The 24,784-nt window shown below is 71.7% G+C and carries 23 protein-coding genes, 1 tRNA gene and 1 pseudogene; 4 read left to right on the plus strand and 21 right to left on the minus strand.

Annotation, left to right across the window (positions count from 1 at the left end; translation table 11 throughout):
• Positions 1-2,627 precede the first annotated feature (2,627 nt).
• The 3 genes from H7H31_RS16955 to H7H31_RS16965 all read right to left on the minus strand — a co-directional run bounded on the left by H7H31_RS16955 (position 2,628) and on the right by H7H31_RS16965 (position 5,506).
• On the minus strand, positions 2,628-3,611 hold the full coding sequence (locus H7H31_RS16955) for a DUF5926 family protein (RefSeq protein WP_187062877.1): 984 nt from the start codon (positions 3,609-3,611) through the stop codon (positions 2,628-2,630).
• Between the two features lie 309 nt (positions 3,612-3,920).
• Entirely contained in the window at positions 3,921-4,637 is a 717-nt protein-coding gene (locus H7H31_RS16960; protein ID WP_187062881.1) for an ATP-binding protein, read from the minus strand.
• 38 nt (positions 4,638-4,675) lie between these two features.
• Positions 4,676-5,506 carry a glycerophosphodiester phosphodiesterase gene (locus H7H31_RS16965; protein ID WP_187062878.1) on the minus strand — a complete coding sequence of 277 codons (831 nt, stop codon included), beginning with the start codon at positions 5,504-5,506 and terminating at the stop codon, positions 4,676-4,678.
• A gap of 255 nt (positions 5,507-5,761) precedes the next feature.
• Here H7H31_RS16965 and H7H31_RS16970 point away from each other — a divergent pair, with 255 nt between their 5' ends.
• The gene (locus tag H7H31_RS16970) at positions 5,762-7,477 is read left to right on the plus strand and encodes a S1C family serine protease (RefSeq protein ID WP_187062879.1); all 1,716 of its coding nucleotides are present in this window, start codon (positions 5,762-5,764) and stop codon (positions 7,475-7,477) included.
• 138 nt (positions 7,478-7,615) lie between these two features.
• A tRNA-Ser gene (locus tag H7H31_RS16975) sits at positions 7,616-7,702 on the plus strand.
• A 140-nt stretch (positions 7,703-7,842) separates the two neighbouring features.
• Here H7H31_RS16975 and H7H31_RS16980 read toward each other — a convergent pair.
• The 17 genes from H7H31_RS16980 to H7H31_RS17060 all read right to left on the minus strand — a co-directional run bounded on the left by H7H31_RS16980 (position 7,843) and on the right by H7H31_RS17060 (position 21,798).
• Positions 7,843-8,991 (minus strand): site-specific integrase, encoded by a 1,149-nt coding sequence (locus tag H7H31_RS16980; RefSeq protein WP_308284217.1) that lies wholly within the window; start codon positions 8,989-8,991, stop codon positions 7,843-7,845.
• A 327-nt stretch (positions 8,992-9,318) separates the two neighbouring features.
• Positions 9,319-9,510 (minus strand): helix-turn-helix transcriptional regulator, encoded by a 192-nt coding sequence (locus H7H31_RS16985; protein ID WP_187060271.1) that lies wholly within the window; start codon positions 9,508-9,510, stop codon positions 9,319-9,321.
• Between the two features lie 444 nt (positions 9,511-9,954).
• On the minus strand, positions 9,955-11,427 hold the full coding sequence (locus H7H31_RS16990) for an ATP-binding protein (RefSeq protein WP_187060272.1): 1,473 nt from the start codon (positions 11,425-11,427) through the stop codon (positions 9,955-9,957).
• A gap of 4 nt (positions 11,428-11,431) precedes the next feature.
• Entirely contained in the window at positions 11,432-12,286 is an 855-nt protein-coding gene (locus tag H7H31_RS16995; protein ID WP_187117953.1) for a bifunctional DNA primase/polymerase, read from the minus strand.
• A 674-nt stretch (positions 12,287-12,960) separates the two neighbouring features.
• The gene (locus tag H7H31_RS17000) at positions 12,961-15,024 is read right to left on the minus strand and encodes an FtsK/SpoIIIE domain-containing protein (protein WP_187117954.1); all 2,064 of its coding nucleotides are present in this window, start codon (positions 15,022-15,024) and stop codon (positions 12,961-12,963) included.
• 73 nt (positions 15,025-15,097) lie between these two features.
• On the minus strand, positions 15,098-15,250 hold the full coding sequence (locus tag H7H31_RS17005) for a hypothetical protein (RefSeq protein WP_187059711.1): 153 nt from the start codon (positions 15,248-15,250) through the stop codon (positions 15,098-15,100).
• Between the two features lie 5 nt (positions 15,251-15,255).
• Positions 15,256-15,837 carry a plasmid transfer protein TraA gene (gene traA / locus H7H31_RS17010; protein ID WP_187117955.1) on the minus strand — a complete coding sequence of 194 codons (582 nt, stop codon included), beginning with the start codon at positions 15,835-15,837 and terminating at the stop codon, positions 15,256-15,258.
• Complete coding sequence (locus H7H31_RS17015) at positions 15,834-16,052, minus strand: hypothetical protein (protein WP_187061045.1); 219 nt, start codon at positions 16,050-16,052, stop codon at positions 15,834-15,836. Before H7H31_RS17015 ends, traA begins: the two co-directional genes overlap by 4 nt.
• Positions 16,052-16,246, minus strand: coding sequence for a hypothetical protein (locus H7H31_RS17020; RefSeq protein WP_187061046.1), 195 nt, complete (start codon positions 16,244-16,246; stop codon positions 16,052-16,054). The genes H7H31_RS17015 and H7H31_RS17020 overlap by 1 nt, the downstream gene beginning before the upstream one ends.
• Positions 16,247-16,330: 84 nt before the next feature.
• A complete protein-coding gene (locus tag H7H31_RS34600) occupies positions 16,331-16,636 on the minus strand; it encodes a SpdD protein (protein ID WP_187061047.1) in 306 nt (101 codons plus the stop codon).
• 148 nt (positions 16,637-16,784) lie between these two features.
• The gene (locus tag H7H31_RS17030) at positions 16,785-17,174 is read right to left on the minus strand and encodes an RRQRL motif-containing zinc-binding protein (RefSeq protein WP_187061048.1); all 390 of its coding nucleotides are present in this window, start codon (positions 17,172-17,174) and stop codon (positions 16,785-16,787) included.
• Complete coding sequence (locus H7H31_RS17035) at positions 17,174-17,851, minus strand: methyltransferase domain-containing protein (RefSeq protein ID WP_187061049.1); 678 nt, start codon at positions 17,849-17,851, stop codon at positions 17,174-17,176. The genes H7H31_RS17030 and H7H31_RS17035 overlap by 1 nt, the downstream gene beginning before the upstream one ends.
• Positions 17,848-18,855, minus strand: coding sequence for a DUF2637 domain-containing protein (locus tag H7H31_RS17040; protein WP_187061050.1), 1,008 nt, complete (start codon positions 18,853-18,855; stop codon positions 17,848-17,850). The genes H7H31_RS17035 and H7H31_RS17040 overlap by 4 nt, the downstream gene beginning before the upstream one ends.
• Entirely contained in the window at positions 18,852-19,136 is a 285-nt protein-coding gene (locus H7H31_RS17045) for a DUF6303 family protein (protein ID WP_232109910.1), read from the minus strand. The genes H7H31_RS17040 and H7H31_RS17045 overlap by 4 nt, the downstream gene beginning before the upstream one ends.
• Positions 19,133-19,789 (minus strand): GGDEF domain-containing protein, encoded by a 657-nt coding sequence (locus H7H31_RS17050; RefSeq protein ID WP_187061051.1) that lies wholly within the window; start codon positions 19,787-19,789, stop codon positions 19,133-19,135. The genes H7H31_RS17045 and H7H31_RS17050 overlap by 4 nt, the downstream gene beginning before the upstream one ends.
• On the minus strand, positions 19,786-20,064 hold the full coding sequence (locus H7H31_RS17055; RefSeq protein ID WP_187061052.1) for a DUF6284 family protein: 279 nt from the start codon (positions 20,062-20,064) through the stop codon (positions 19,786-19,788). The genes H7H31_RS17050 and H7H31_RS17055 overlap by 4 nt, the downstream gene beginning before the upstream one ends.
• 1,017 nt (positions 20,065-21,081) lie before the next feature.
• Entirely contained in the window at positions 21,082-21,798 is a 717-nt protein-coding gene (locus H7H31_RS17060) for a GntR family transcriptional regulator (protein ID WP_187061053.1), read from the minus strand.
• A 57-nt stretch (positions 21,799-21,855) separates the two neighbouring features.
• Here H7H31_RS17060 and H7H31_RS17065 point away from each other — a divergent pair, with 57 nt between their 5' ends.
• On the plus strand, positions 21,856-22,680 hold the full coding sequence (locus H7H31_RS17065; protein ID WP_187061054.1) for a class I SAM-dependent methyltransferase: 825 nt from the start codon (positions 21,856-21,858) through the stop codon (positions 22,678-22,680).
• Positions 22,681-23,640: 960 nt separating this feature from the next.
• Here the strand turns inward: H7H31_RS17065 and H7H31_RS34605 are convergent.
• Positions 23,641-23,766, minus strand: coding sequence for a hypothetical protein (locus H7H31_RS34605; protein WP_269475454.1), 126 nt, complete (start codon positions 23,764-23,766; stop codon positions 23,641-23,643).
• A gap of 219 nt (positions 23,767-23,985) precedes the next feature.
• On the opposite strand from H7H31_RS34605, the pseudogene H7H31_RS17070 reads away from it, so the two are divergent.
• A pseudogene (locus H7H31_RS17070) lies at positions 23,986-24,766 on the plus strand (SDR family oxidoreductase).
• Positions 24,767-24,784: the final 18 nt, after the last annotated feature.

Here is a 24,784-nt window from a genome sequence, read left to right on the forward strand (position 1 = left end):
TACGCAGAGTGCAAGCGTGATCGCGCCACGCTGAGGTCGCCGACGCGCGGATACAACTCCTCGGTACTGGCTTGATCTCGCCCCTCAAGTCCAGCTCAAATGTGACGCCAGTGGCCTATGTGACAGAAGTGATGTTGCGCCTCCGTCGCCCCGAGCCGGGTGACGCGCCGCGTACCGCCGCGTCGAGCCCCGGTACGACCGACCCCGGCGACCCGCCCCTGAGCCGTCCCGCACGGGCGGCGTCCCGGTGCGCGGCGGCCAGGCCCGGGGCGGCGACGGGCCAACGCGCGGCGGGGCGCGCGTGCTGGCGAACGTGGTGGCGAGGGGCGCGGTGGGGCGGCCGAAGACGGCTGTGGCGGCGCCGGGAACGGCGGGTCGGAGCCGGCCCGGCAACCGGTGGCAGTTGGCCAGCGTACGGGTGGTGACCTGGTAGGGCGTCCCTGGAGCGACGCTCGGACCGGGCGGCCGGCGGGCCCCGGCGCCCCGGTGTCGGATGGTGCGTCGGATGCCGGTTGGTGCGTCAGGGGAGGTAGTGAGCTGTCGGTGTGTGATGCGACGTGAGGGACCGGTGTGACGTGGGCCTGACGGCGCCGAGGCCGGGGCGGTGAGCGGCCGGCCACCGGGTGCTGGGCGGCCGGCGTGGCGAGGGCCCGTCCGGGCGCTGCCGCCGCCCGGCGGTCCGGACGCGCCGCGCGGAGCCGCCGCGTCCGCGTGGCCTGGGGCGGCGGCGCGCGGGCCGGGAGGGACGCGACGGGGCCCGCCAGGCGGCGTGGGGCGGCGGTACGCGCCCGTCGCCGCTCGGGCGGGCCGGCCGGGGCCGCGGTCGGGCGCGAGGCGGCGCTGGGCGGCGCGCACGGCCCCGAGCTGGGAGCGCGCGGGCCGGCTGCTGATCGCGGCGCGGCCCTGGCCAGGCCGTGGCGCGGGTCGGCGGGGGCGGCTGACGCCGAGCCAGAAACCGGGCCGGGCGAGGAGCGTGGGGCGCGGTGCGCGAAGGGGGCCGTGCGGCGGGTGGCGCTCCGAGCGGGCGCTTCGAGCGGTGCGGGCGCCGGGCCGGCGGGGCGCGAGGCCCTCGGCGCGGCAACTCGGTGGCGCGCGGGGCGGAATGAACGGGCCGAGGACGTGGTTTCCCCTGGCTGCCGGCGACGTGGGCCGGGCATGGAAGCGCCCGGTCGCTGGCGACGGGGGATGCACCAGCGACCGGGCTCCTAGAACGGTAACAAGAGATCGGCAGTTCGCAAATTCGATCGCGGATTTCAAGACGCGTATTTCCTGGCTAATACCGGGAGTTGTGACCAGGGTCACGCATCTGGATCGTCTGGAGATCATCTGTGCGGTGTCCGTGGGGGACACGCCGTGATCGCCGCCCCCCTCGCCGGCCGCCGACTGGCCTAACTCCGCTATCCCGACGCAATCGCGGCTCACTCATGTCGCGTACGCAACAGCGGTGCCCCGCAGCCGTACGCGGACACCACGCTCGACCGCCCGCCGCGCCTACCACGCCCCGGAACGGCGCACCATGCCGAACCCGCACCTCAAGGAAACCGCCGGACTCCTAAACCCTTCCGGCGGCCACAAACTCCCGGGAATCGGTCGGGAACTCCTTATGGCGCGGCGTCCCGCCCGGCCGCCGGAGCCGCCACCCGGACCGCGCCCACCACGAGCCCCGCGCGGACCCCGGGGCCACCCTCCCCTCCGTCCGGGCACGGCCGCCCAGGGCCTCGCCGCGCCCCGCCCCAACGGGACTTCGCGCTGGTCGTGCGGGTGTGAGCGACCCAAGCCCGGCAGGGCAGCGCGGGGTGCGGGTGGCGCGGGGGCCGCCCCCGCCGCGCGGGCGCGCGGCGGCGGTGCCGGCGCCGTGGCCGTCGCCCCTGTTCGACATTCGCGTCCGAGGCGACACCGGGCGCGACGATGGTCACTCCGCGCGCGGTGTCGGCCGCCGTCACGTGCGGATCGGGCGCGCATTGTGCGGACCGAACGAAAGATTTGTCCGTACCGTACGAACAACGCGTTCCGCAAAGACGCTGCGATATCCCCCGCTCGGCCGTGGCGTGTGAGGAAGAACGGAAGCCGGGGAAGTCGCGGCGCGTTGCCGTCGCGTACGGGCCCATTCGGCGGGGCTCATCCACCGGGATCGGATTCGATCACCGGACGCCCCGCGAACGGCATCCGCGTACGCGCCGTGCAAACAATCGGGCAAACGGGCAGTCGAGCGGACGTGCCATTGGTGGGGAAACGACGCCGCCGAACAGGGCGTATGCGGAATACGATATTCCGAAAACGGCATCCCCCTCCCTCGCGCCCGCCCCGCTCACCGTTCCGGTCTCCCGTACTCCGGCACTGCGCTACTCCGGCACCGCGCACCCCCTGGCCTTCCGCCCGTGGCGGCCCTTTTCCCGTTGGCCGCGCTCCACCCCGCACCGGGTTTCTCGCGCCGGCGGTCCCGCGCCCCGCGTTCCCGCCCGGCCGCGCCCCGGGGCGTGACGCGTCCCGTGGCTCCCGCTCCCGTCTCGGGCCGGGAAACGCCACGGGGCGCCCTGCCCGGTCGCGGTGAGCGAGCGGTGCGGGGCGCCCCGGGGGAAGAGGTGCGCGCGGGCGAGTCCGGACGGGCCCGGGTGGGCCCGTGGGCGTCAGCTCAGGGTGACCTGACGGTTGGTGAGCCCGCTGCGCGCGCGGCGCTCGTCGGGCGTCAGCGGCTCCTCGGTAGCGAGCGCGCCGGCGAGCCGCTCCGCGAACTCCGTGGCGGGCTTCTCCGTGTCGTCCGCGCGCATCGCGGTCGGCAGGTCCCACACCGGCACGGTCAGGCCGTGCGCGCGGAACGAGCCGACCAGCCGCGTGCCCTCACCGAGCGAGGACACGCCGGCCGCGTGCAGCCGGGCGAGCGCGTCGAGGAGCTTCTCCTCCGGGTGGGTCATCACCCAGCGCAGGTGGTTCTTGTCCGGCGTCTCGCACCAGTACGCCGACTCGACGCCGGTCAGCCGGACCGTCGGGATCGCGGCCTCGTTCGCCCGCTCCAGGGACGCGCTGACCTCGGCGCTCGCGTTCTCCGCGTCCTCGATCCAGAACTCGAACCCCTGGTGCACCACCGGCTCGAAGGGGCGGTCGAGGTCCAGCAGGTCCTGGAGCCGCGGCCCGTCGCCCGGCGCCCAGCCGGCGCCCCGCTCGTCGCCGGCCGCGACGGGCGTGCCCGGCTCGGCGGTCAGCGCGCGGCGCAACGTGCTCGCCAGGTCGCGGCTCAGGTCGCCCGACGTGGTGTCGTTCTGGAGGCCGAGCAGCACGGCGCCGTCGTCGCGGCGCAGCGCGGGCCAGGCCATGGGCAGCACCGTGGCGAGGGTGACCGACGGAACGCCGTCCGGCAGCCCGCCCTTGAGGTGCAGCTCCGCGGTCGCGGCGGGCACCAGCTCGCGCAGCGCGACCCAGTCCGCCTCGCCGGGCAGCCCCTCGAACGGGCGCTGCACCAGTTCGGTCACCGCGTGCGCGGCGGCCCGGCCGTGGCACGCCTTGTAGCGCCGGCCCGAGTCGCACGGGCAGGGCTCGCGTGCCCCGACCACGGGGTAGGCATCGGCCGCGCCCTGGGGCGTGGTCTTCGGCTGGGGGCGGCGCTTCTTGGCCATGGCGTGGCTGTCTCCCGGTCGGTACGGCTCCTACGCGTCGCGAGCCTAGCCCTTCCGGTACGCGGGTCCGCCAGAGCGCGCGCCAGGCGGCGCGACGCGCGACCCGACACGGAGCCGGAATCCGGCAGTCGGTCGCCGGGGCGGCCCGCCGGAGACCGGCGCGGGACCCGGGATCGCTCCCGGCTCTGGCCCGGCCGGCACGCTGGGCCGGGGCGCCCGGAGGTTGACGAGGGCGACGGGGCCGGTGAGGCCGGGGGCGCGGGGCCGTGGGCTGGGGCCGTCGGGGCGTGGGAGTAGGACGGGGTGCGCTCAGGCGGTGCCGTCCAGCTCGCCCAGTTCGTTCAACTCTTCAAGGCCGTCCAAGGCGCCGCCCCGCCCGCCCAACGGCTCGGGGCGCGGCGTCGCGTAGCGCAGTTCGGGGGTGAGGACGATGCGCGAGGGCGCCTCGGGGGGCGCGTCATGTGGGGACAAGACCGCCCATACGGTGACTTCGCCGTGCCCGTCCCGTACGCCCCACTCCTCGGCGAGCGCCGTGATGATGTGCAGGCCCCGGCCGCCGCGGGCCGTGATCGACGGCGTGGCCGGAAGTGGTCTTGTCGGGCCGCCGCCGTCGGTCGCCTCGACCGTGAGCCTGCCGCACGCCTCCACGCGCCAGGCCGCGCGCATCGCGCCCGTGGCCCCGCCGTCCGCGGTGTCGCACTCGCTCGCCGCGCCGTCGTCGGCGTCCAGCGGGCGGCCGTACCGACACGCGTTGCTGAGCAATTCGGAAAGGATCAATACTGCGTCGTCTATGACCGACTCCGGCACCCCGCTGGAGCGAAGCTCCCCGCGCATCCGGTGCCGCGCCTCACCCACGCCCGCAGGGCCATGGGGAACGGACATAGTCGACGACGTCGGCACTTCCTGTGCCACCACCAACGCCACCCCCGAGACCTCCTTTGCCCCATGCCAAGGGGTGGATGCCCGGAGGGAGTGGATCGGAAACCGGCCAACTGCGATCGGCTGGCGTACTCGTCGTGATCGCATACGTACCGAATGCGCCGGTGCACTCCGTGTCATGCGCGTTATGTACGCCCGAGTTGGGACAGCACCTGCTTCGGCCGGTTGGTGATGATGGCCTCGACCCCCAGCCGTACGCACAGGTCGACGTCGGCCGGCTCGTTCACGGTCCATACGTGCACCCGGTGCCCCGCGCGGTGCAGGCGGGCGACGAACCCGGGGTGGTTGCGCACGATGCGCACGCTGGGACCCGCGATGCTCACGCCCGCCGGCAGCCGGCCGTCCCGAAGGCGGGGCGAGAGGAACTGCGTGAGGTAGACGGTGGGCAGGCCGGGGGCCGCCGCGCGCACCCGGTGCAGGGAGCGCGCCGAGAAGCTCATGATCCGTACCGGCGCGGGCTCGTCCGGCGCGCTCGGGCCGCCCGTCAGGCCGAACCGGCGCAACAGCGTCAGCAGCCGGTCCTCCACCTGGCCGGCCCAGCGCGTCGGGTGCTTGGTCTCGATGGCGAGGCTGACCGGGCGCCCCGCGTCGGCGACGAGTTCGAGCAGCCGCTCCAGGGTCAGCACGGAGGCGGCGTCCCGGTCCGGCAACTCGGCGTCGGCGGCCTTCCCCTTCCAAGAACCGAAGTCAAGGGCGGCCAGGTCGGACAGCTCCATGCTGGAGACCGCCCCCCGCCCGTTGGACGTCCGGTTCACCCGCCGGTCGTGCACGCACACCAGGTGCCCGTCGGCGGTCAGCCGTACGTCGCACTCCAGGGCGTCCGCGCCCTCCTCGATGGCTCGCTCGTACGCGATCAGGGTGTGCTCGGGTTCCGCTTCGGAGGCCCCGCGGTGGGCGACGACGAACGGGCTGTGCGGGCCGGGGCGACTGTCCCTGGCCGGGCGCGCATAGGTCACCGCGTTATGGTGCCACCGCCCGGCGCGCGCCGCCTCGGTGGCACCCGCCCCCGCGGAGGCTCGTCCGTTTCGTCCGTTGCACCCAGGCCGAAATGGGGGCGCCGGGTGAGGTTGCCGGTGGTCCGCCGCCCTCCGGGGCGGGCCCGCCGCTCCTTACGGCGGCCTGACAGGCCGTGGGAAAGGCTGGTGGCAGACCTTCGTACGCGATGGCCGCCCGCCACCTGACCGAAACGTCGTGCATCTGAGGAGTGAGCTGTGAGCACGGAAAACGAAGGCGCTGCTGTTCCGCCCGAGACCGAGCCGCGCACGGCGCCTCCAGCGCCGCCCGCCGCGCCCGGCGCCGAGCACCCCGCCCCGGACTACGGCCTCGCCCCGCCCACGACCAGCGCGCCGGCGGAGTCCACGCCCCGGCCGACCGCCCCGGACGTGGCTGGTTCCGCGCCCGGTGCCGGGGCGGACCCCGCGCGGTCGGCCCCCGACGCGGAGACGGTGGCCGGCGCGCCCGTGGCGCACCCGACGGCCGAGATCACGTCGGTCGACACGCCCGCGCGCCAGGGCGGCCCGGCCGGCCCGCCCGCCGACGCGGGGCGTACGCCGGCGCCCCTCGCGGAACCGACCCCCGCGGCGCGGTCGGCCACCACCCCCGGCCACCCGGCGCCGCACGCCGCGACGCCGCACGGGACGGTGGGCGGCCCGCCCGCGGGCGGTGCGGGCGGTGCGGATGGTGCGGGTGGTGCCGGGGGCGGCGGTTGGTGGTCGGGCGGCGGCCAGCCGTACGGCCCGGGTGGCGGGCCCGGCGACCCGCACGCGCCCTGGGGCGCCGGCGCGCCCGGCCCGGTGCCGCCACGGCGCGGGCGGGGCGGCATCCTCGCGGGTGTCCTGGCGGCGGTGTTGGTCGCCGGCGGCATCGGCGGCGGCATCGGGTTCTGGGCCGCCGAGCGGGACAAGGACAACGAGTCGACCACCATCTCCGCCACCGGAGAAGCCAAGTCCACCGACCGCGCCCCCGGCTCCGTGTCGGCCATCGCGGACAAGACGCTGCCGAGCGTCGTCACCATCGAGGCGCAGAGCACCTCCGGCGAGGGCGGTACCGGCACCGGCTTCGTCTACGACAAGCAGGGTCACCTGCTCACCAACAACCACGTCGTCGCGTCCGCCGCGGACAGCGGCGAACTGCGGGTCACGTTCTCCAACGGCAAGAAGTACCGCGCCGAGGTCGTCGGCCGGGCCGAGGGGTACGACATCGCCGTGCTCAAGCTGAAGGACGCGCCCGGCGGCCTGACCCCGCTGCCGCTCGCCGACTCCGACAAGGTCGAGGTCGGCGACGGCACGGTGGCCATCGGCGCGCCGTTCGGGCTCTCGGGCACCGTGACGACCGGCATCGTCAGCGCGAAGAAGCGGCCGGTCTCCTCCAGCGACGGCGGGGGCAGCAAGGCGTCGTACATGAGCGCGCTGCAGACCGACGCGTCGATAAACCCGGGCAACTCCGGCGGGCCGCTGCTCAACGACTCCGGCGCCGTCATCGGTGTCAACTCCGCGATCCAGCCGGCGGGCGGCGGTGGCGGCTTCGGCGGCCAGGGCCAGCAGTCCGGCAGCATCGGCCTCGGCTTCGCCATCCCGATCAACCAGGCCAAGCAGGTCGCCGAGCAACTGATCAAGACGGGGCAGCCGGTCTACCCGGTCATCGAGGCCACGGTGAACATGAAGGACACCGGCGCCGGCGCCACCATCTCCCGGCAGGGCCAGGGCACCACCGACCCGATCACCCCGGGCGGCCCGGCCGACAAGGCGGGCCTGCGCGCCGGCGACGTGATCACCAAGCTGGACGACACGGTGATCGACAGCGGCCCGACGCTGATCAGCGAGATCTGGACGCACCGGCCCGGCGACAAGGTCGTCGTCACCTTCCTCAGGGACGGCAAGGAGAACAAGGTCCAGGTCACCCTGGGCGAGCGCAAGGGCGACAGCTGACCCCGCCGCCCCCACCCCCGTGCCCCACCACCGCGATTGACCCCGCCGCCGCCCCGGTCCGACCTTCGGACCAGGGCGGCGACCGGACCCGGAGAGCCGCTAGGCTGTAGACGCCTCGCAGCAGGTCGGCGGGGCACGGGAGGCTTGCCCGAGCGGCCTAAGGGAACGGTCTTGAAAACCGTCGTGGCGGCGACGTCACCGAGGGTTCAAATCCCTCAGCCTCCGCCCAGTTCAGCGTTTTAGCTGGTCATCAGGGGCGCCCCGCGTTGCGGGGCGCCCCTGGTGCGTTGGGGGTGTCCCAGGTTGAACGCATGAGTGCCGCTGTCGATCAGTTCGTGTGGCCAACCTGTGGCCAGCCCGATGAACTACTCGGCGGCTTCCAGAGCGGCGGCGATGCGCCGGTTCGCCTCGCTCTGGTCCTTCTTGAGGATCTTCGCGTAGAAGCGGTAGAGCACGGCGACGCTGTGCCCGGCGCGACGGGCGACTTCGGCGGGCTCCAGGCCCTGGGCGATCCACAGGGACACCCCGGCGGCGCGGTTGCAGTACGGGTCGTCGGCGAGGGGGGTCCTCAGCTCACTCGGGGTGAGAACTGCTTTGCGGGCGGCCTCCCATACTTCCGTGTACTCGGTGGAGCGCAACCGACCGCCGTTGACAGCGGGGAAGAGACGTCCGTCCGGCGCGGTGCCGTAGGTCGCCAGGTGGCGTCGCAGCATCCGTACGAGAACGGGCGGGATCGGTACGGGCCGCGTCGCCCGGCGCGCGCGCCGCTTGAGTCCGCGCACCTCGTAGGGCGTGCCGTCGTCGGTCCAGCCACTTCCCACCTCCGGACGGCTCTCCGCGAGGATGAGTTCGCCCCATTCCTCGGCTGCGTCAGGCTGGTCCGGCGGCAGGCGTACATCGTCCTCGCGCAGGGCTGCCGCCTCAGCGGGGCGCATGGCGGCGTAGTACAGGCACCCGAAAAAGCCGCTGAGGAAGTCGCCCCGCGCACCCTGCTGGCCCACCGCGGTGAGGAGCCGGCGGGCGAGTCCGGGCCCCGGCACATAGCGGAAGTCGATTTCGTCATCGACCTCGGGCATCGCCATGTCGAGTCGCCCCATGGGGTTGGTGTCGAGAAGGCCGCGTTCCTGTACGACGTACCGCATGAAGTTGCTCAGGACCATGCGCTTGCGGCGTTCGGTGTTCACGGCGGCGCGCTTTCCGTCGAGTCGCTTTCCTACGGCGTCGAGGGCAGGGCGGAGTCGGGTCGGGTCGCTCAGGTCCGCCACTTTGAGGGAGTGCTGAGCAATCCAGGTGAGCGCTGTGGCAACGTCGGCGGGTGGCTCCTCCGCCTCGTGGCGGGCGACGAGTTCGCCGGCCGCGTCGTGCGTGAATCGGAACGCCCACTGGTAGAGGGCCCGACGCATGACGGGACGGGCCGGGGCACCGCGCTTGCTGTCCACGAGGGTCGGCAGGGCGACCGTGAGCGATTCCGCGATGCTCGCGCGGTGCTTGGCGGCGTGGCGGGGCCACTTCATGAGTGCATAGTCGGACGCGACCTCGAAGACTGTCGGAGAGGTGCGAGCGCGTGCTTCCGAGACAGGCAGGCCCGTGTCCACATCGAATGGTTCCCCGCGACGGGTCGCCGTGAGGAGTTCTGCGCGCCGGGCGTCAGCGAGCGTCGACGTGGTGAAGCGCTCGGAGAACTCCCGGCCGGCGACGAGCCAACGGAGTTGGAACGGGGATGCCTTGCTGGCCCGCTTCCGTACGGCCCGTAGGCGCACGTCGTAGCTGTGCATGTCTCTCCAAGAGGCGAGGGTCCCGCCGGAGAACCGGCGGGACCCTCGGGGTGGTGGCGGACGTGGTCAGGCGGCCTGCTGCTCCTCGCCGGCGCTGAGCCATGCGTCGAGGTCGACGCGACGGCAGCGGAGCTGGCCGTTGGGGAGCTTGACGAGACGTGGGGCCTGGCCCTTGGCACGAAGGCGGTAGAAGGCGGTACGGCTGATGTTGATCTCGTTGAGGAGTTCGGGGAGCTTGAGCATCTGCGAGCGGGGCATGTGCGGAATCTCCTATCCGGGGCGGGCGAGGTGACGTGCCGATGTGCGGGTCTGTCCGAGGTGGGGATTTCTGCGTCACCACGTCGCGTACGTCATTTGTGGCCCTGACCTGTGGGTATGCGGTGACGCGGGGGTGCTCAGGCGTGTCACAGGGCGCGGCAGTGGTCCGTCACGCGTGACGCTGGTGACGCCGGATGACGTAGGCGCGGGGTTCCTGCGTCACCGGTCAAGCCACAGGCCAGGGCCGGTTTCCGGACCGGTGGTGACGGGCGTGACGCAGCGTCTCTTCCCTTAGGAAAAGCACGGGCGGTGTCTGTAGTAGTGCCGCGGCTCAGAGCGTGAAGAAGGAGCCGCTTCGCGGCGCGTCTTGTGCAGCGGCGCAAGCGCCGGACAAGCAAGAGGAGCACGCGGGGCCGGGTGCTCCTCTTGCTTGTTCAGCCGACGTCAGAACGCCGGTTCCTGCTGCTGTGGGGGCTGGTCGGGGCGGGTCATCTCGATGTAGCGGGCGGCGCGGGTGCGGCCCCAGTCGATGAGCACGCCACGGGCGGCGAGGGTGGGTTGGAGGCGCTTGAGGCGGTCGGAGAGCACCTTGCCGGTGGTCGGCCAGCCCTTGGGTAGGGGGCGGCATTCCTCGCCGCTGTGGAGGGTGCTGAGGCAGTGCAGCCACTCGGAGGAGGTCATGCGAGCTTCCGCACCCGCGTCCAGCCCGGCCGCGTACTTGAGGACCGTCTGGGCCAACAGGTCGCCCTCAATCACGTCGTCGTTGAGGTCGTCCAGGCTGGCCCGGTAGGCGGCCAGGGCCCCCAGTCCGGTCGCCATGTCGAACTGGGCGCACAGGTGCGCGAAGTCCGCCATGCGCAGGTCGGTGGGGGTCTCCGCCTCAGCCGCGCGGACCTTGACCGTGAGGTCGAGTAGGGACCCCAGGATGACGGGTAGCGCCTCAGCGAACTCTGCCCACAGCTCTGCTTCGCGGCGCCGGACACGCGGGCGTTCCAGGCGCAGCGGGAGGAGGCGTTCGGCGAGGTCGGGGCGGATGACGCCGACGTCGATGCCGGTCAGCAGCATCGGGCGGCGGTAGCGGGAGCGGACCACGTCACCATCAGTGAAAAGTGCCCTTTTGAGGCTCTCCGCGCCGGTGACGATGCAGCACATGAGGTCGGACATGTCCGGGGGCAGGTGGGAGAGGTTGTCGAGCGCGGTGACCCAGCCGGCGGCCACGGCCGTGATCAGGTTCTCCTCGTCCTTCGGGGCGCGGCGTAGGTCGCCGCTCATGCCTTCGATGATCCGCACCAGCATCCGCCCGGCCGTGGACTTCCCCGCGCCCTGGGGGCCGGTGAGGAACGGGGCGGGCACGGGCACGGACGGCTCCAGGCAGCCGATCAGCCAGGCGATGGTCAGGCACTCGGTCTCGGCGCTGGCGAAGTTGGTCAGCCTGAGCAGAAGGTCGATGCCCTTGCCGTCGGTGTCGCGAGCGGGCAGGGGAAGTTCCCCAGTGAGCTGGGTGCGGCGCCAGCACACTTCGCGCGGGTCGGGGGTGCGGATCTCCCAGCCGGTGGGGTGGATGCGTACCGACTGTCCGTCGGTGCGGCCCAGGTCCAGCCAGGTGGCCCCGTCGAATCCGGGGGCGACACGGATATGGGTGGGTTGCACGGTCTCGGTGAGTGCGAGTGCTTCGATCAAGTCCAACGCCTCCTTGAGGGCGGTGCCGTTGAATACGCCCCGGCCGTCCTTGAACAGGCCGACCATGAGTTCCTGGCGGTGGCTCCCGGTGGTGCCTTGGGAGCGGATCGGGCGGGCGACGGGGTGGCCGTTGCGCTGCGCGTACACGGTGCCGTCGGCGGTGCGGAAGTACCGGAAGTGCGCTTGTGCGTAGTCGGTGATGACCTCGCGGGCCGGAGTCTTCTCGTCCTCCGACATCGGTCTACAGGCCCAACGCGGTGCGGGCGTTGGCCCACGCGTCTGTGCAGTGGCGTGGGGATTCGCCCTTGGTCTGCGCGGCGGTGAACAGCCGCTCGATGTGCGTGTCGGTGAGGCAACCGCACCGGCCGTGGGTGGAGAGCACCGCGAGGAAGGCCCGGTAGACCGTGGCGTGGACCGCGCTGCGGGCGGCCGTGATCTGCTCCACGGCCATGGTGATGCCGCGTTCCAGGTACGCGGGGGTGCGATGCGGGCACTGCCCACCACCGTCGCGTGCCAGCCCAGTGACGACGCGGGGCACCGGCCGGGCGGGGGGAGGCGTCTTGGTGGCCAGTGCGCGCACGGCATCCGGCAGGGGGGCCAGGGTGCCGGTGCCGTGGCCACGCCACCGGGCGTAGGCCATCAGGCTCTTGATGTCCACCCCGGGCCGGGCCCCGTTGGACGAGCGCATGGCGCCCTGATAGATCCAGTGCTCACCGCGCGTCGTGGCGACTGTGAGCGTCGGCGGCAGGCTGTCCTGGGCCCAGGTAATGGCGGCCGGGTCATCCAGGTCCACCACGGTCAGCCCGGCCCCACCGGGGTGGTAGGCGACGGCTACAGCGGTGCGCCAGACGGGGGCCCAGTCGCGGGAAGTCAGGGTGGCGGGGTCGATGGTGGCCGCGGCCCAGGCGTGGCATGGCCGGGGGCACCGGCACGGCCCTGCGGCCAGCATGTTCGGCCGCCCCCCGCACGCGTTCCCCTTGCACGCGGCGCAGTTGGCCACGGGTGCCTTGCCGGCGCCGCCGTGGCGAAGGGGCAGCACGGGCAGGCCACGGGCCGCGAGGGCGAGCGCGGCACGCAGGGGGGTGTCAGTCGTCACCGGCGGGCGGGGAGGGTGGCCCGCTACTCGCGGGATGGGGGCGGCTTGGGTCATGCTGGACCTCCAGTTGAGTGCTGGGTGGGGCGGCCCGAGGCTTTGGCGAGACGCGGGCTGCCCCGTTTGCTGAGTTGGGTGAAGAGCTGGAATGGGCGCTGTAACGTCGCAGGTCGCGAAGGGTGGTCCCCGCGCGAGCGGGGGTGGTCCGCTCCAGAGCCTGGCCAAGCGCCGCGACGCGGTGTGGTCCCCGCGCGAGCGGGGGTGGTCCGTGGGCCTACGCGATCACCCCTCTTGGGGGTGTGTGGTCCCCGCGTGAGCGGGGGTTGTCCGTCGGAGGACCCGCAGACGGTCTGGACCCGCGCGTGGTCCCCGCGCGAGCGGGCGTGGTCCGATCATCGAGACCGAGGCGCGCGCTGTGCCCCTTTGGTCCCCGCGGTTGCGGGGTTGGGGTTCTACTGGGTGGCGATGACGGTGGTGCTGGCGCGCGTGTCCGGGCCGGGCGTCCGGCGGCTGTCCGGTGCCTGTCCGCTCGCCCGCGTACGCGCTTTGACCTAAGGAAACGGGCCCGCAAGTGCGGCCGGACGGCCACCGGACGCCCCCGAGCGGCGTTCGGTGGCGTCCGGAACGCGTCCGGGCTGGTCAGAGCCATCCGGTGGTTCGTCCGGTGGCGTCCGGTGTTAGGCGGCGGCCAGTTCCGGTTGGAGGAGGAGGAAGACACCGGGCTCCTCGTCATCGACGAGGTGTTGGCCCTCGTCGGCCAAGGAGTTGAGCTGTTCGGCGACCCAGGTCTTGCCGCGGCCGATGCGGCCCGACTCCCAGTACGGCCTCAGGTCGCGCAGCCGCACCGTGTGGGCGCCGTCGGCGCGGCGTTCGTCCAGCACGGCCAGCAGTTCCGCCAGTGCCTGCTCGGTGGTGCGCTCCGTGCCGGTCGCCGCGAACTTGTCGCCCTTGTCGGCCTTGGCGAACTGCCAGAGGATCGCTGGCTGAGTGATCTCGTGTTCGGGGTCGGTGGTGGCCACCAGCTCCGCGTCGGCCGGGTCCAGCTCGTCGCCGAGGAGCGAGTTCACCTCGCGCTCGACTTGGCGTTCCAGCAGGCGTTCCGCAGCGCGCTCGGGGTCGCTCTCGTGGTTCATCGGCGTCTCCGATGTCGATGTCGAGGAGGGGGCCGCGGTCGGGGTGCTCGCGGCGGGGTGGTCGTAGCGGGTGCGGTTGGCGTACGCCTCGCCGGCCGCCGTGGCGGTGATCTGGTCGGCGGGTGGGCGCGGGGCGGCGGCCAAGAGGGTGGGGATCTCGTCGTCGTCGGGCGGGATGAAGCTGCGCGCGGGCATCGCGTACAGCTCCTCGTCCACCCCCGGGGCCACGCAGTAGTTCTTGCCGGGCTGGCGGTTCTCCCAGACCTCCGGTCGGGCGCCACGGTCACGCACGTCATCGGGCAGGGCCATGTCGGCGGTGGTGGAGCCCTTGACGCCGAAGCAGAGCACGCCGCCGAGCTGTTCGCGTACGTCGGTGGGCATGCTGGTGGCGCTCGGCCGCTGGAGGCTGATGAAGATGCTGATGCCAGCGGAGCGGGCCTCTTGCACCAGCCCTTCCAGTTCGGCGCCGTTGCGGAAGAAGCGGCCGGCTTCCTCGATGACGACGGCCATGTAGGGCATGCCGAGCTTCTTGAAGGCGGCCGGGGTCCAGTTCTTGAAGCCAGCGCGGCCCAGCGCGCCCGCGCGGGCGGTGATCACCTGGGGCAGGGTGTCGATCATGTCGTTGCCGCCGGCTTCGGTGATCTCGACCCAGTCCATGTACGGCAGCAGGGGGCCGAAGGTCTGTTCACCCTTGGCGGGGTCCATGCCCCAGACGATGACGTCGTGGCGGGTGAGGATCTCGATCAGGATGTCGATCATCGCGGAGGACTTGGCGGACCCGTTCATGCCGAAGACGCCGAAGTGGGTGGCGTTGCGGGGGTTCTTCTTGTCCTCGTTGGCGGGCAGCCAGATGCGCTCGGGTGCCCCGTCCTCGTACAGGCCGAAGACGATGGGCTCGGTGATGGACCCGCCGGGCGCGGAGGGGCCGGGCCAGGGCTTGGGGGTCTTGAGCATGTCTTCGGGCACGATCACGATCTGGCCGTAGGCGGCCGAGTCGGGATCGCTGATGACGCGGACGCTGGTGGGTGAGACGTTGAGTTCGGTGGCGATGTAGTTGATCCGCCGGCCGATCTCCTCGGTGGTCAGCTCACCCGGAGCGGTGATCTTGAAATCGGCCGTGACCTTGTTGGGCTCGACCTTCGGCTCCCCGCGCAGCGCGAGCTTGGCCTTGCCGATGGACTTGGCCAGCAGGCCCGTCTCCCCCGACCCGCCCTGACCGTCGCTGGCCTTGGTCTTGTCGGGGTCGGTGCGCATGGTCTTGCGTACGTTCCAGCTCGCGGCCAGGGTGGCGCCGCCGAGCGCGAGTACGGAGAGCTGGGTGCCGCCGAGCGGGTTGGTCATGCTGGCGACGGTGAGGTAGGAGCTGGCGGCGCCGGCGGTGAAGGTGGCGTGTCGGCGGCGGGCCTCGTTGCTGTCCTTGGCGGTCCACCAGGTGGCGGCCGTCAGCGCGCCGGACGCGAGGGTTAGGCCGATGGCGGCCATGGGTTGCCCGCTCCACGCGGCGTGGGCGAGGACGCTGGCGGGTAGCTCTGCGGCGACGGCCAACCAGGGCCGGGCGTGCGGAGATTTGAGGGCTTTCCAGGCGTCTTCCTGGGGTTTGACGGTCATGGTGTGCTCCGGGGGAGATCAGGGGCGGCGGCGCGGTGGCAGCCGCGCCGCCGCCTGCACGCGGGTGGAGGGGTCAGCCGTGGGTGAGGGCCGAGGCAGCCAGCACCAGGACGAACAGCAGGCCGGCCAGGGACAGGCCGTCACGCAGGAGCACGTAGAACTTCACGCGCAGGATCAGCGCGAAGGTGGTCGCGGCGACGCCAGCGGGGACCAGGAGTTCGGCCATGTTGGTCACCGCCAGGCGAACCCAGCGCGGGGCTTGCGGGGCTGCTGCTGGCGGCCCCGGCCGATCCTCACGAGCTCCGCCTCGTACTCGCGCTCGAAGGCGCCGTAGAGGGTCGCGTACCAGCGAGCGATGAGCTTCTCGGCCTGGGCGATGCGCCGGCCGTGCTTGACCACCCGACGGGCCCGGGCCCGGGCGCCGCCGAGTTGGCCGGCGGTGTCGGGGATGGAGGCGAGTCGGGCTTCGAGGTGATCGAAGTCCATGGCGCGCTCGGTCGCGCGCCGGCGGGCGTCCTTGCGCCCGTACTCGCAAAAGCTGCGGATGTCCTCGTTGCTGAGGAAGTCCGCCCCGGGGAAGCCTTGCGAGGCGCTGCCCCGGGACGCACCGTCGTGGACGACGCGGGTGTAGTTGAAGGACAGGTTCGGCAGCAGGTCACCCAGGTTGGGCAGCCCGATGTTGACCTTTTCCACGTTGTACTTCGGCCGGTCGCCGCGGTCGGTCGGGCGGCCGTTGTTACGCGGGGTGGCCGGGATGGCCGGGGGGCGGTTGGGCGGCGCGGGGACCGTGCGCGGCCGGGCGGGGGTCGTCATCCTCGGATCTCCTTGAGTTCGGCGGTGCGGACGGTGGTGCTCAGGACACGCGAGCCAGGCGGGGCGTCAGCCAGGGCCGCTTGGGCTGCGCTGTGTTGCAGTTCGCTCGCGGCCAGACCCTCAGGGCCCAGGCCCAGGCCGGAGTAGATGGCCCGGTCGCCGGCGGGGGTCTGGATCTCCACGCGCGCCTGGTAGCAGACGGGCCGGCTCGTCATCAGTCCGTGCGCCGCTGGCCCAGACGCGTGGTCATCGTGGCTTCGAGCAGGGCGGCGGCTTCGCTGCCGTCGGTGGTGCGAGTGGCGAACCGTTCGGATACCTCACGGACGATGCGCGAGGTGGTCTCGGTGTCGCCCGTTTCCTTGGCCGCGATGTAGTCGGCAACGGACTGGTGCTGATGCTTGCTGGCCATGACGGTCCTTCCCGGGGCCGGGCTGTCCGGTCCCCGGCCGGCCACGCGCCCTCGGGCGGGGCGTGGCCGACTGGGGTCGGGCAGTCAGCGGCCCTTGCGCATCTCCTGCCACAGACTCCGCAGGACCAGCACGCAGATCGTGATGGCCACCGCGCCGATGGCGACAGCGACCGCAGCGACCGCCACGGTGAGCAGGAAAATCGAGGCTCCGGCGCCGATGGTCACCCACTTGACCACCTCGGGCGCAGGCCGACCGGGCGGGGCGGGGACGCGGGTGTGCTGGCACGCGGCCACCGGGGGCGGCGCCAGGGTGGGGGTGTAGGGGTAGATGGGCTTCCCGTCGGCCGTGAGACCGATCGGGGTGGGCATGGGCGTGTGGTGCTCGTGCAAGCGATCCTCCTCCGTGGGGCGTCCGGGCAGGCCAAAGGCGGCGCCGGGCGCGTGGGATGAGCAGGCAGTGAGCGCCCCGGGCCGGAGTCGAACCGGCCCTTCGACCATCAGGGCGACCAGCACCGCGCCAGGGGGCGCGGTGCTGGGGTCAGGCTGCGGTGGTGTAGGTGTCGGGGTAGGCGCAGGTCACGCACGTGCCGAGTGAGCGCGGGATGCAGTACCCGGCATCCCGGGCGCACTGCGGGCAGGTGCGCCGCGCTCGCATCGCGGCGGCCAACGCCCGCGCCCGTCCCGCCGTCATCGGCCGTACCGGCTGGGCCAGGTCGAGGCGGTACAGGTACGCGATGGCCACCCCCGCCTTGCGGCGGGATGAGCGGCGCATGACCTGCGCCGCGACCGGCTGGCCCCCGGGCCGAAGCCCACGGGCCCGCAGTTGGCGGCGCGTCAGGTAGCCGTCGGGGGCCAGGCGCCAGGGATAGGTCGGTATCCCGTACCGGGCGCCGGTGGGGTCGAAGCAACGACCGAACGCGGGGGACATCAGGCCACCGCCGACACGTTGTGGGTGAGCCACTGTCGGCCGATCCACTCCGAGTACGCGGGCGGGACGGCCTGCCGCGCCTCCAAGTTGGTCATCCACGTGCAGCCCATGGCGTCGGCGTAGGCGCGCTCACCCTTGTGCTCGAAGGAGAGGAGGCCGTTGTGTCCGCGCGGGTGCCAGCAGGGCGGGAGCAGCTCCCCGCCTCCGCCCCACGAGGTTTCAAAGACGCGATGGCGGCGGACTTTCAGCCCGAACTGGCTGCCACACAGGATGTAGTCCGGGCGCAGCGTGCCGTCCCAGGAGGCTTCGGGGACGTTCTCGATGACCCACGGTCGGCCGGCGGCACGCATCAGCTCGCGGCCTGGTGTGATGAGATCGGGATGGCTGGCGCGGTCGCCGCGCGAGGCGGTAACCCGGGCCTTGTTCTGGCAGGGCCAGGAGGCGTGCACCAGGTCGTAACGTTCGATCTCGCCGCTGTCAGTGAGCGCGGCCAGGTACTCCAGGGCGTCGGCCTGGACGAAGGTGAAGGGGTAGCGAGGCTGTGGGGCGATGTCCACCCCGGTGACCTCGAAGCCTGCCTCCGCGTAGCCAGCGGCCAGGCCACCGGCGCCGCAGCATAGGTCCAACAGGCGTGGCCTGGCCGACTTCCCTGGTGCAGGGCGTGGAAGGAGCCTCACGAGGCGGCTCCTTCCAAGGCCCGAGTGCCGGGGGTTTCGTTGCGCAGCTCCTGGTATCGAGCGGTGATCCACCCAACCGACCAACCGGTCAACTCAGCCGCAGCCCGTACCGGCAGGCCCGCGCCGAAGGCCGCACGAGCCACCTCGCGTGCCGGGCCCTCTGGCAGCTTCTCCTTGGGTGGGCCGGCGGCCAGCAGCCCGGCACGTTCACGCTCGACCTCTTGCTGTTCACGCTCACGTTCACGGCGCTCACGCTCGGCCCGCTCCTGCCGCTGGCGTTCACGGCGCTGGGCTTCCTCGCGTTCACGGCGTTCACGCTCCACGCGTTGCTGTTCACGCTCACGCCCCTCGCGTTCACGCTCAGCCCGCTCCGCGCGTTCACGAGCTTCGGCGTACTCGCGCTCCTCACGCCGCGCCCGCTCCTGCCGCTCAGCTTGTTCACGCGCCAACGCGGCTTCGTGTTTACGTTGTTCACGCGCCAACATGGCCGCGTGCTCACGCTCCTCACGGGCCCGGCGCTCGGCAGCCTCACGCCGCTCAATGGCGGCTCGCTCGCGGGCCTCTCGATCGGCCCGCTGGCGCTCTTGCACCGCAGCGTGAGCGGCAGCAATGGCGCGTCGGTAGGCCAACCCGGTCTCCGCTGTGACGATGAGCAGCAGCGGCGCGACCGCGTGCACGGCCACGCCCACCAGGTCGCCTTGCAGGGCAGAGTCCGCGACGTTCAGGGCCAAGGTCATGCAGCCGGTCATCCACCGCAACGCGATGGGCCACGGCCCGCCATGACCTCCCAGGCGGGCCAGTACCGCGTCCAGGCGCACCACGATCACCACGGCCGCGTCTACCACCAGCGGCAGGATCGGCGCGGTCCACGCCCATCGGTCCGGGGTGTGCTGGGCCGCCAGCGGGGTCACGGTCAGGATCGAGTACAGCATCGCGCCGGCCACGATCAACCAGGTGCCGATCGACAGTGCGCGCTCGGCTGAACGGATCTGAACAGCGTTCACGGCCGCTCCTCTGCTCGTGAACGCACGCGCAGGGTGGCGATCAGCCCCACCGGCGATGCCAGGTCTTCGGGGTCCTGGGAGTACTCGGACCACTCCCACTCAGCGTCCGGGAGCGGCTCGAAGCCCAGCCGGCTAAGCGCCTGAACACGCTCGACGGGCGTAGGGATGGGCACAGCCCGCCCGAAGCTGCACTCCGGCCAAGCCTCGGTGGTGCCCAGCAGCGCCACATACAGGCGCCACCGCCCACGAGCCACGGACATCTGTGCCGTGAACGCGTTCACCGCAGGCCCCCTGCCGACTGAGTACCGGGGCGGCCCGGGCGGCGGCCGTTGACGCTGGCGAGTGCGGCGTGGTCGCTGTAGGCGATACGCCACCCGCCCCCCGCGCGCTTGACCGCGTACATCGCCTCATCCGCCCCGCGCAGCAGCCGGGAGCGCTCGGCCAGTGGCCAGTGCGGCGACCACACCGCACCCACCGACGCCCCCAGCACCACGGTGCGGCCCTCGAAGGGCACCGCGGCGCACAGGTTCTCGTGCAACGTGCTCAACGCACCGGGCAGGTCGGTGGCGTGGGGCATGGTCAAGGCGGCGGCGAACTCGTCCCCGCCCAACCGCGCCACCACCCAGCGCTCAGCGTGTGCGGCGGCCCAGCGGTTGAGGCGGCTGCCGGTCGAGGTGATCGCGGCATCCCCGGCCAGGTGGCCGTGGGTGTCGTTGAGGGCCTTGAACCCGTCCAGGTCGATGACCACCAGCATCACTGGCACCCGGCGCCGCAGTAGGCGTTCCACGCCCTTTTCGAAGCGGGCGCGTGTGGGCAGGCCGGACAGCGGGTCTAGCCGGGCCTGGTGCAGGCGCCGGTGCAGCCACCACGTGGTGGCCGACCAACCCGTTAACAGCGGCGCCACCATCGCGGTGGCAGGCACCAGGGCGCTCATGCCGCACCCAGCGGAAGGCTCTGCCTCGCGCGGGTGGCCAGCGCGGCCCGGGCGGCCAGCGCCTGGCGCCGGGCCCGGCGGATACGCCGCTCGTCCAACTCGCTCGGGGTGCGGTCAAGGGCGATGATGTGCGCGTCGGCCAGGTCGATGTCCGCCAGGATCAGCGGCATCTCAGCCTCGATCGCGTCCAGCTCAGCGTCCGTCGGCTCCATCCACGGAGCGAACGCGGTAACGGCCTCCCGCAACGAGACCTTGAGTGGAAAGATGTGATGCATGGGTCGGTTTCCTTCCAAGAGGCGGCCCAGTACGGCGCGGCCCCGGTGGTAGGACACCGGGGCCGTGTTCTTGCGGGGTGGGAACGATCGGGTTGGTTGATCCCGGCGCTCCTCACCGCCTCTGGCTCTCGCGGGCCAGGGGCGTCTGAGCAACACAGGGCTCAAACCGCGGAGTCGAACCGCGGCCAAGCGTTGAGAAGTGGGCCTTGGCCTTACGGCTGGTAGCAGCCGGACGGCCGCGCAAACACGAGCTTCATAACGTTCATAGCGACCGTCCTTCCATCGAATCGGTGGCCAACCGGCCACGGCCAAGACATACAAGCGCCCCTGTCGCCGCCCCCGCCCACCACAGCGGACAGGGCATCACAGCGATGCAGAGAAGCGAGCCGCGGAGCCCCCGCTCACGCTGTGCGTGGTGGGAGCTTCCGCGGCGGGTGACTCAACGGGCTACGCGCCGGCCGGTCCAACCGACGCGCACCCTAGGTACTTCGGCGATGCATCACGGGTCCTCCCGCATCGGATGGACCTCAGGTGATCACTAGCCACACGCTGACCGACCGAAAAGGTCGGGATGCTCGCGCGGCCCCCTGCCCGCTCCCAAGCGGTCAGCAGACAGGGCCCCTTTTCTTGCCCCGGGGAGGTGGTGACCCCGAGCCGCCCTAGTCAGGGGGCGACGTCCTGTTGCCCGGATCGCTCCGAGCGGCCTCCCGAGCCGTGCCGGGGCTGGAAGCGTCCTCCCAAGCCCGCCAGGCGGGCCGGAGGCGGCCTCATCGACCACCCGTGTGCAGGTGACTGAGGCAGCACTCTGTTCAATTCGCAAGCAACAACGCTTCCTTCGGGTCCGTTTCACCGGTCCCTCCGGGCTTGACTAGATGCTGGACCGGTGGACCGGTCCAGTCAAGAGGTGGCGCTCCACTATGCTTCGCGTCGCTCCGATACGTGCAGGTCGCGGGCATGATAGGGGCATTAAAAAAGCTGGACCGGCGGACCGGTCCAGCTCTGTATGGGCGTCTAGCGCTACATCGGATAGGTGTCTACCTGCTCATAAAGAGAGCCTGGCGTGACTCCCTCCTCGCAGACCAGCGGGCGCCCGTCTTGGTCGTGAGCCGTGTGAAGCACGACTGCCGCGGCGGCCGGCTCCGCCAAGGCGAGATGTTCCGCCTCAGTCGTCGTGGTCTGGCGCACGGTCGTGATGTCGATCCCCTCTACAGGGAAGCGGCCTGTCTGCCGACGTACGTACCGCGTCGTCCCTTCCGCGATGGGGGCGTTCTGCGCCAGGCGGGGCGACGCCTCCGCGATCTCCGGCGGGAACCATGCCGTCACAACGCTATGGGGGCTCCCATCAGGTAGTTGCAACACGCGCACACGGCGAAGGGCTCTCACGCCGCCGCCTATCCGAAGTGCCTCAGCTACCCGCCCTGGGGGAACGGCCCAGTCGGGCTCGCCCACGCGCAGGTACGGCATGCCGCCGGCGACGCGTGCCGAACCAGCCTTACGCCCGCCCGCCGGCCGCGCCACGGGGGTTTCGGTGACGATGAAGCCTGTTCCTTGCCGAGCCTCAACCACTCCATCGGCGCGCAGCACGTCCATGGCCTTGACGGTGGTGGCTCGCGAGACCGACCACTGTTCGGCCAGGTCTCGCCCAGAAGGAAGGGTCTCGCCAGGGGCGAACTCTCCTGCCGCGATTCGAGCCCGCAGGTTCTCGGCAATCTCCTCGTACTTCAGTAGCGCCATGGCGTCCCTCCCGGACATTTGCTGGACTGGTCCACCGGTACACAGGATACTGCCGTCATGTCGAAACCAGAGCTGGCGCCCGAGGTGGATCACTTCTACTCCCAGGTCATTGACGAGAATGCCCGGCTCGCCATGTCAGCGGACGGGCGTCTGGAACTGCTGAGGACCCAAGAACTTCTGCGGCGCTTTCTACCGTCCTCGCCAGCTCGCATCCTGGACGTAGGGGGCGGGCCCGGCGCTCACGCCCGATGGCTGGTGGCCGACGGCTACCAGGTAGAGCTGATTGATCCAGTGGCCCGCCACGTGGACCAGGCGGCGGCGGTGTGCCCGGCGACCATCGGGGACGCGCGTCGGCTCACCGCCGCGGACGCGTCCTACGACGTGGTGCAGTTGCTGGGCCCCCTGTACCACCTCCCAGACCCGGACGACCGGAAGAAGGCACTTGCCGAGGCCCATCGCGTGGTGCGGCCCGGAGGGCTCGTCGCAGCAGCCGCGATCAACCGCTACTCATCGATCTTTGAGCACGTCACGTACGCGCACTTGCACAAAGAGCGGATAGAGGCGTCGATCTCGACGATCCTCAGCACGGCAGTCCACGACGGCAAGCGCGGCTTCACCCTGGCCTATTTCCACCGGGCGGAGGAACTGGTGGAAGAGATGCGCAGCGTCGGACTCACCGATGTGCAGGTCTTCGGCGTCGAGGGCCCCGCGTGGTCCTTGCTCAAGGCTGTGGAACAGCAATCGGAGGCAGGGCCGTCCGACGACATGTTCGCGTCCGTGCTTACGGCCGCGCGGCTGGCCGAGCCCTACCCCGAACTGCTGGCCGCTAGCTCCCACTTGCTGGCGGTGGGCAGGGCGCCCGAGGGCAGGGCGGCTCGCTGACTGGGCGTGTCCATCGCGGGTGGTTGAGTTGGGTCTCGCGGGCAGTGGTTGGCGATGCGCTTGCGTATTCGCCTGGGGGTGTCTCCGCGTGTGTGGGGACCAGCGCGGCTTCGGCCGGGCCTTGTGGCTGACCCTGGGGCTACCCCCGCATGCGCGGGGACCAGGCCACCCGCAAGAAGAACCGCGAGACAGGCCAGGGACCACCCCCGCACGCGCGGGGACCAGAGCAATTGACCTGCGGGTTTATCTGGCGGGAGCCCTGTTTTTTGCAACTTTCACCGATCGCGACCTATCCCCCAACCTCGACAAAGCCGACATGGCACTCCAATCGTCACCGCAGCATGTACGAGGCTATAGCCACCGGATCTCTCCGCGCTGCTCGTTGCCCTGGTCTTTGTCTAGTTCGCTCGCGATCACCATTGCTCACTGTCGTGCGTGCTCCCCCCTCAGACCTGGCATGCGAACCCCAGCGAATACCCCGCACGGTCATCCGCGCGGTGGGGGAGCGGGCACTCGAAGGCGCCCCCAGTTGTTCCCGTCGCTCATCATGACCAGCCCGCGAACTGGCCGCCGCCATACGCCGGCGGTCCTGCTCCGCGCCGGGAACGCAGAGCAATCTCGCACGGCTTCAGTTGCTCGCGGAGGAGCAGAAGTGAGGCAATCTTCAAGCCTCGTGGCCATCCTCTGGCCAAGATCGGCCCGTCAGGGTGTCGCATATCGCCGTGTGCGCACGTCAACGGGTACATGGTCAGGCAGGGCAAGGCGGTCTTGAAAACCGTCGTGGCGGCGACGTCACCGAGGGTTCAAATCCCTCAGCCTCCGCCCAGTTCAGCGTCTTCGCTGGTCACCAGGGGCGCTCCGCGTTGCGGGGCGCCCCTGGTGCGTCCGGGGGTGTCTCACTTCGTCTCGCGCCTGTCCCAGCTTTGACCAGTGTGTGTGGCCAAGCTGCGGCCAGACGCGTCAGTCCTCGGTCAGGCCCTTCGCGATGAGCTGGTTGGAGCGCGACTGGTCCCCGCGGAGCACCTTGGCGTAGAAGCGGAACAGCACCGCGATGCTGTGCCCTGCCCGGCGCGCTCCACGGAACACCCCGGCCCGGTGGTCGGCAGGCAGGCCCTATAGGGAATCCCTATAGGGCCCGCTGCACTTACGTCTTTGCCTCGCATTATGCGCCGGTCGTACCGTGAAACAACTCGATGCGAAGGAACGAGACGCCGCGCATTCTGCGGGAATTCGTGTTCCGTGCGCGGCGGAATTCTCTACCCCATCGAGTGGACCATGACTGAACGATTCGAGGGGGTAAGTGGCATGGCCACGGACGACGGTGGAACGGAAATGAGGGAACTCGCGGGACAGCGTGCCCTCGTGACGGGGGGGGACCCGGGGGATCGGGGCGGCCGTCGTGCGGCAGCTTCTGGGGGCGGGGGCCGAGGTGGTGACGACGGCCAGGTCGGAGGCGTCGGGGGCGGTGCCGGCGGGGGCCGGGTTCGTGGCGGCGGACGTGCGGACGCGGGGCGGGGCCGAGGCGCTGGCCGCGGCGGTGCGGGAGCGGCTCGGCGGCGTGGACATCGTGGTGCACAACGCGGGTGGGGCGGGGCCGCACCCGGGGGCGTTGGCCATCCCCGACGAGGAGTGGCAAGGGGCGCTCGACCTGAACTACCTGGCGGCCGTGCGTCTTGACGCGCTGCTCGCGCCGGGGATGCGGGAGCGGGGTTCCGGGGCGATCGTGCACGTTTCCTCGGCCGCGGTGCTCACCCCGGTGGGGCCGTTCCTGCACTACGTGGCGGCGAAGGCGGCGTTGGAGTCGTACAGCCGCGGCCTTTCGCTGGAACTGGCCCCGTACGGGGTTCGGGTCAACGCCGTGTCGCCCGGTCGGGTCGCCACTCCCGGTGGTGAGGCGACGCGGGAGCGGTGGGCGCGTCTGAACGGGGCGCCGAGCCAGACCAACGCCGACGACACCACGCCGCTGGGCCGCGACGGTCAGCCCGACGACATCGCGAACGCGGTGCTGTTCCTCGTGTCCGGCCGAGCGGGCTGGCTCACCGGGAGCAATCTCATCGTGGACGGCGGGGAATTCTCCAGGGGCTGACGCCACCGGAATTCCGGT

Source organism: Streptomyces buecherae (genome assembly GCF_014295035.1).
Lineage (GTDB): Bacteria > Actinomycetota > Actinomycetes > Streptomycetales > Streptomycetaceae > Streptomyces > Streptomyces youssoufiensis.

Coding starts and splice junctions, on each gene's coding strand:
- H7H31_RS16955 (WP_187062877.1), bottom strand. CDS start 3,611: ATGGCCAAGAAGCGCCGCCCCCAGCCGAAGACCACGCCCCAGGGCGCG.
- H7H31_RS16960 (WP_187062881.1), bottom strand. CDS start 4,637: ATGCGATCACGACGAGTACGCCAGCCGATCGCAGTTGGCCGGTTTCCG.
- H7H31_RS16980 (WP_308284217.1), bottom strand. CDS start 8,991: ATGAAGTGGCCCCGCCACGCCGCCAAGCACCGCGCGAGCATCGCGGAA.
- H7H31_RS16985 (WP_187060271.1), bottom strand. CDS start 9,510: ATGCCCCGCTCGCAGATGCTCAAGCTCCCCGAACTCCTCAACGAGATC.
- H7H31_RS16990 (WP_187060272.1), bottom strand. CDS start 11,427: ATGTCGGAGGACGAGAAGACTCCGGCCCGCGAGGTCATCACCGACTAC.
- H7H31_RS17000 (WP_187117954.1), bottom strand. CDS start 15,024: ATGACCGTCAAACCCCAGGAAGACGCCTGGAAAGCCCTCAAATCTCCG.
- H7H31_RS17005 (WP_187059711.1), bottom strand. CDS start 15,250: ATGGCCGAACTCCTGGTCCCCGCTGGCGTCGCCGCGACCACCTTCGCG.
- traA (WP_187117955.1), bottom strand. CDS start 15,837: ATGACGACCCCCGCCCGGCCGCGCACGGTCCCCGCGCCGCCCAACCGC.
- H7H31_RS17015 (WP_187061045.1), bottom strand. CDS start 16,052: ATGACGAGCCGGCCCGTCTGCTACCAGGCGCGCGTGGAGATCCAGACC.
- H7H31_RS17020 (WP_187061046.1), bottom strand. CDS start 16,246: ATGGCCAGCAAGCATCAGCACCAGTCCGTTGCCGACTACATCGCGGCC.
- H7H31_RS17030 (WP_187061048.1), bottom strand. CDS start 17,174: ATGTCCCCCGCGTTCGGTCGTTGCTTCGACCCCACCGGCGCCCGGTAC.
- H7H31_RS17050 (WP_187061051.1), bottom strand. CDS start 19,789: ATGAGCGCCCTGGTGCCTGCCACCGCGATGGTGGCGCCGCTGTTAACG.
- H7H31_RS17055 (WP_187061052.1), bottom strand. CDS start 20,064: ATGCATCACATCTTTCCACTCAAGGTCTCGTTGCGGGAGGCCGTTACC.
- H7H31_RS17060 (WP_187061053.1), bottom strand. CDS start 21,798: ATGGCGCTACTGAAGTACGAGGAGATTGCCGAGAACCTGCGGGCTCGA.
- H7H31_RS17065 (WP_187061054.1), top strand. CDS start 21,856: ATGTCGAAACCAGAGCTGGCGCCCGAGGTGGATCACTTCTACTCCCAG.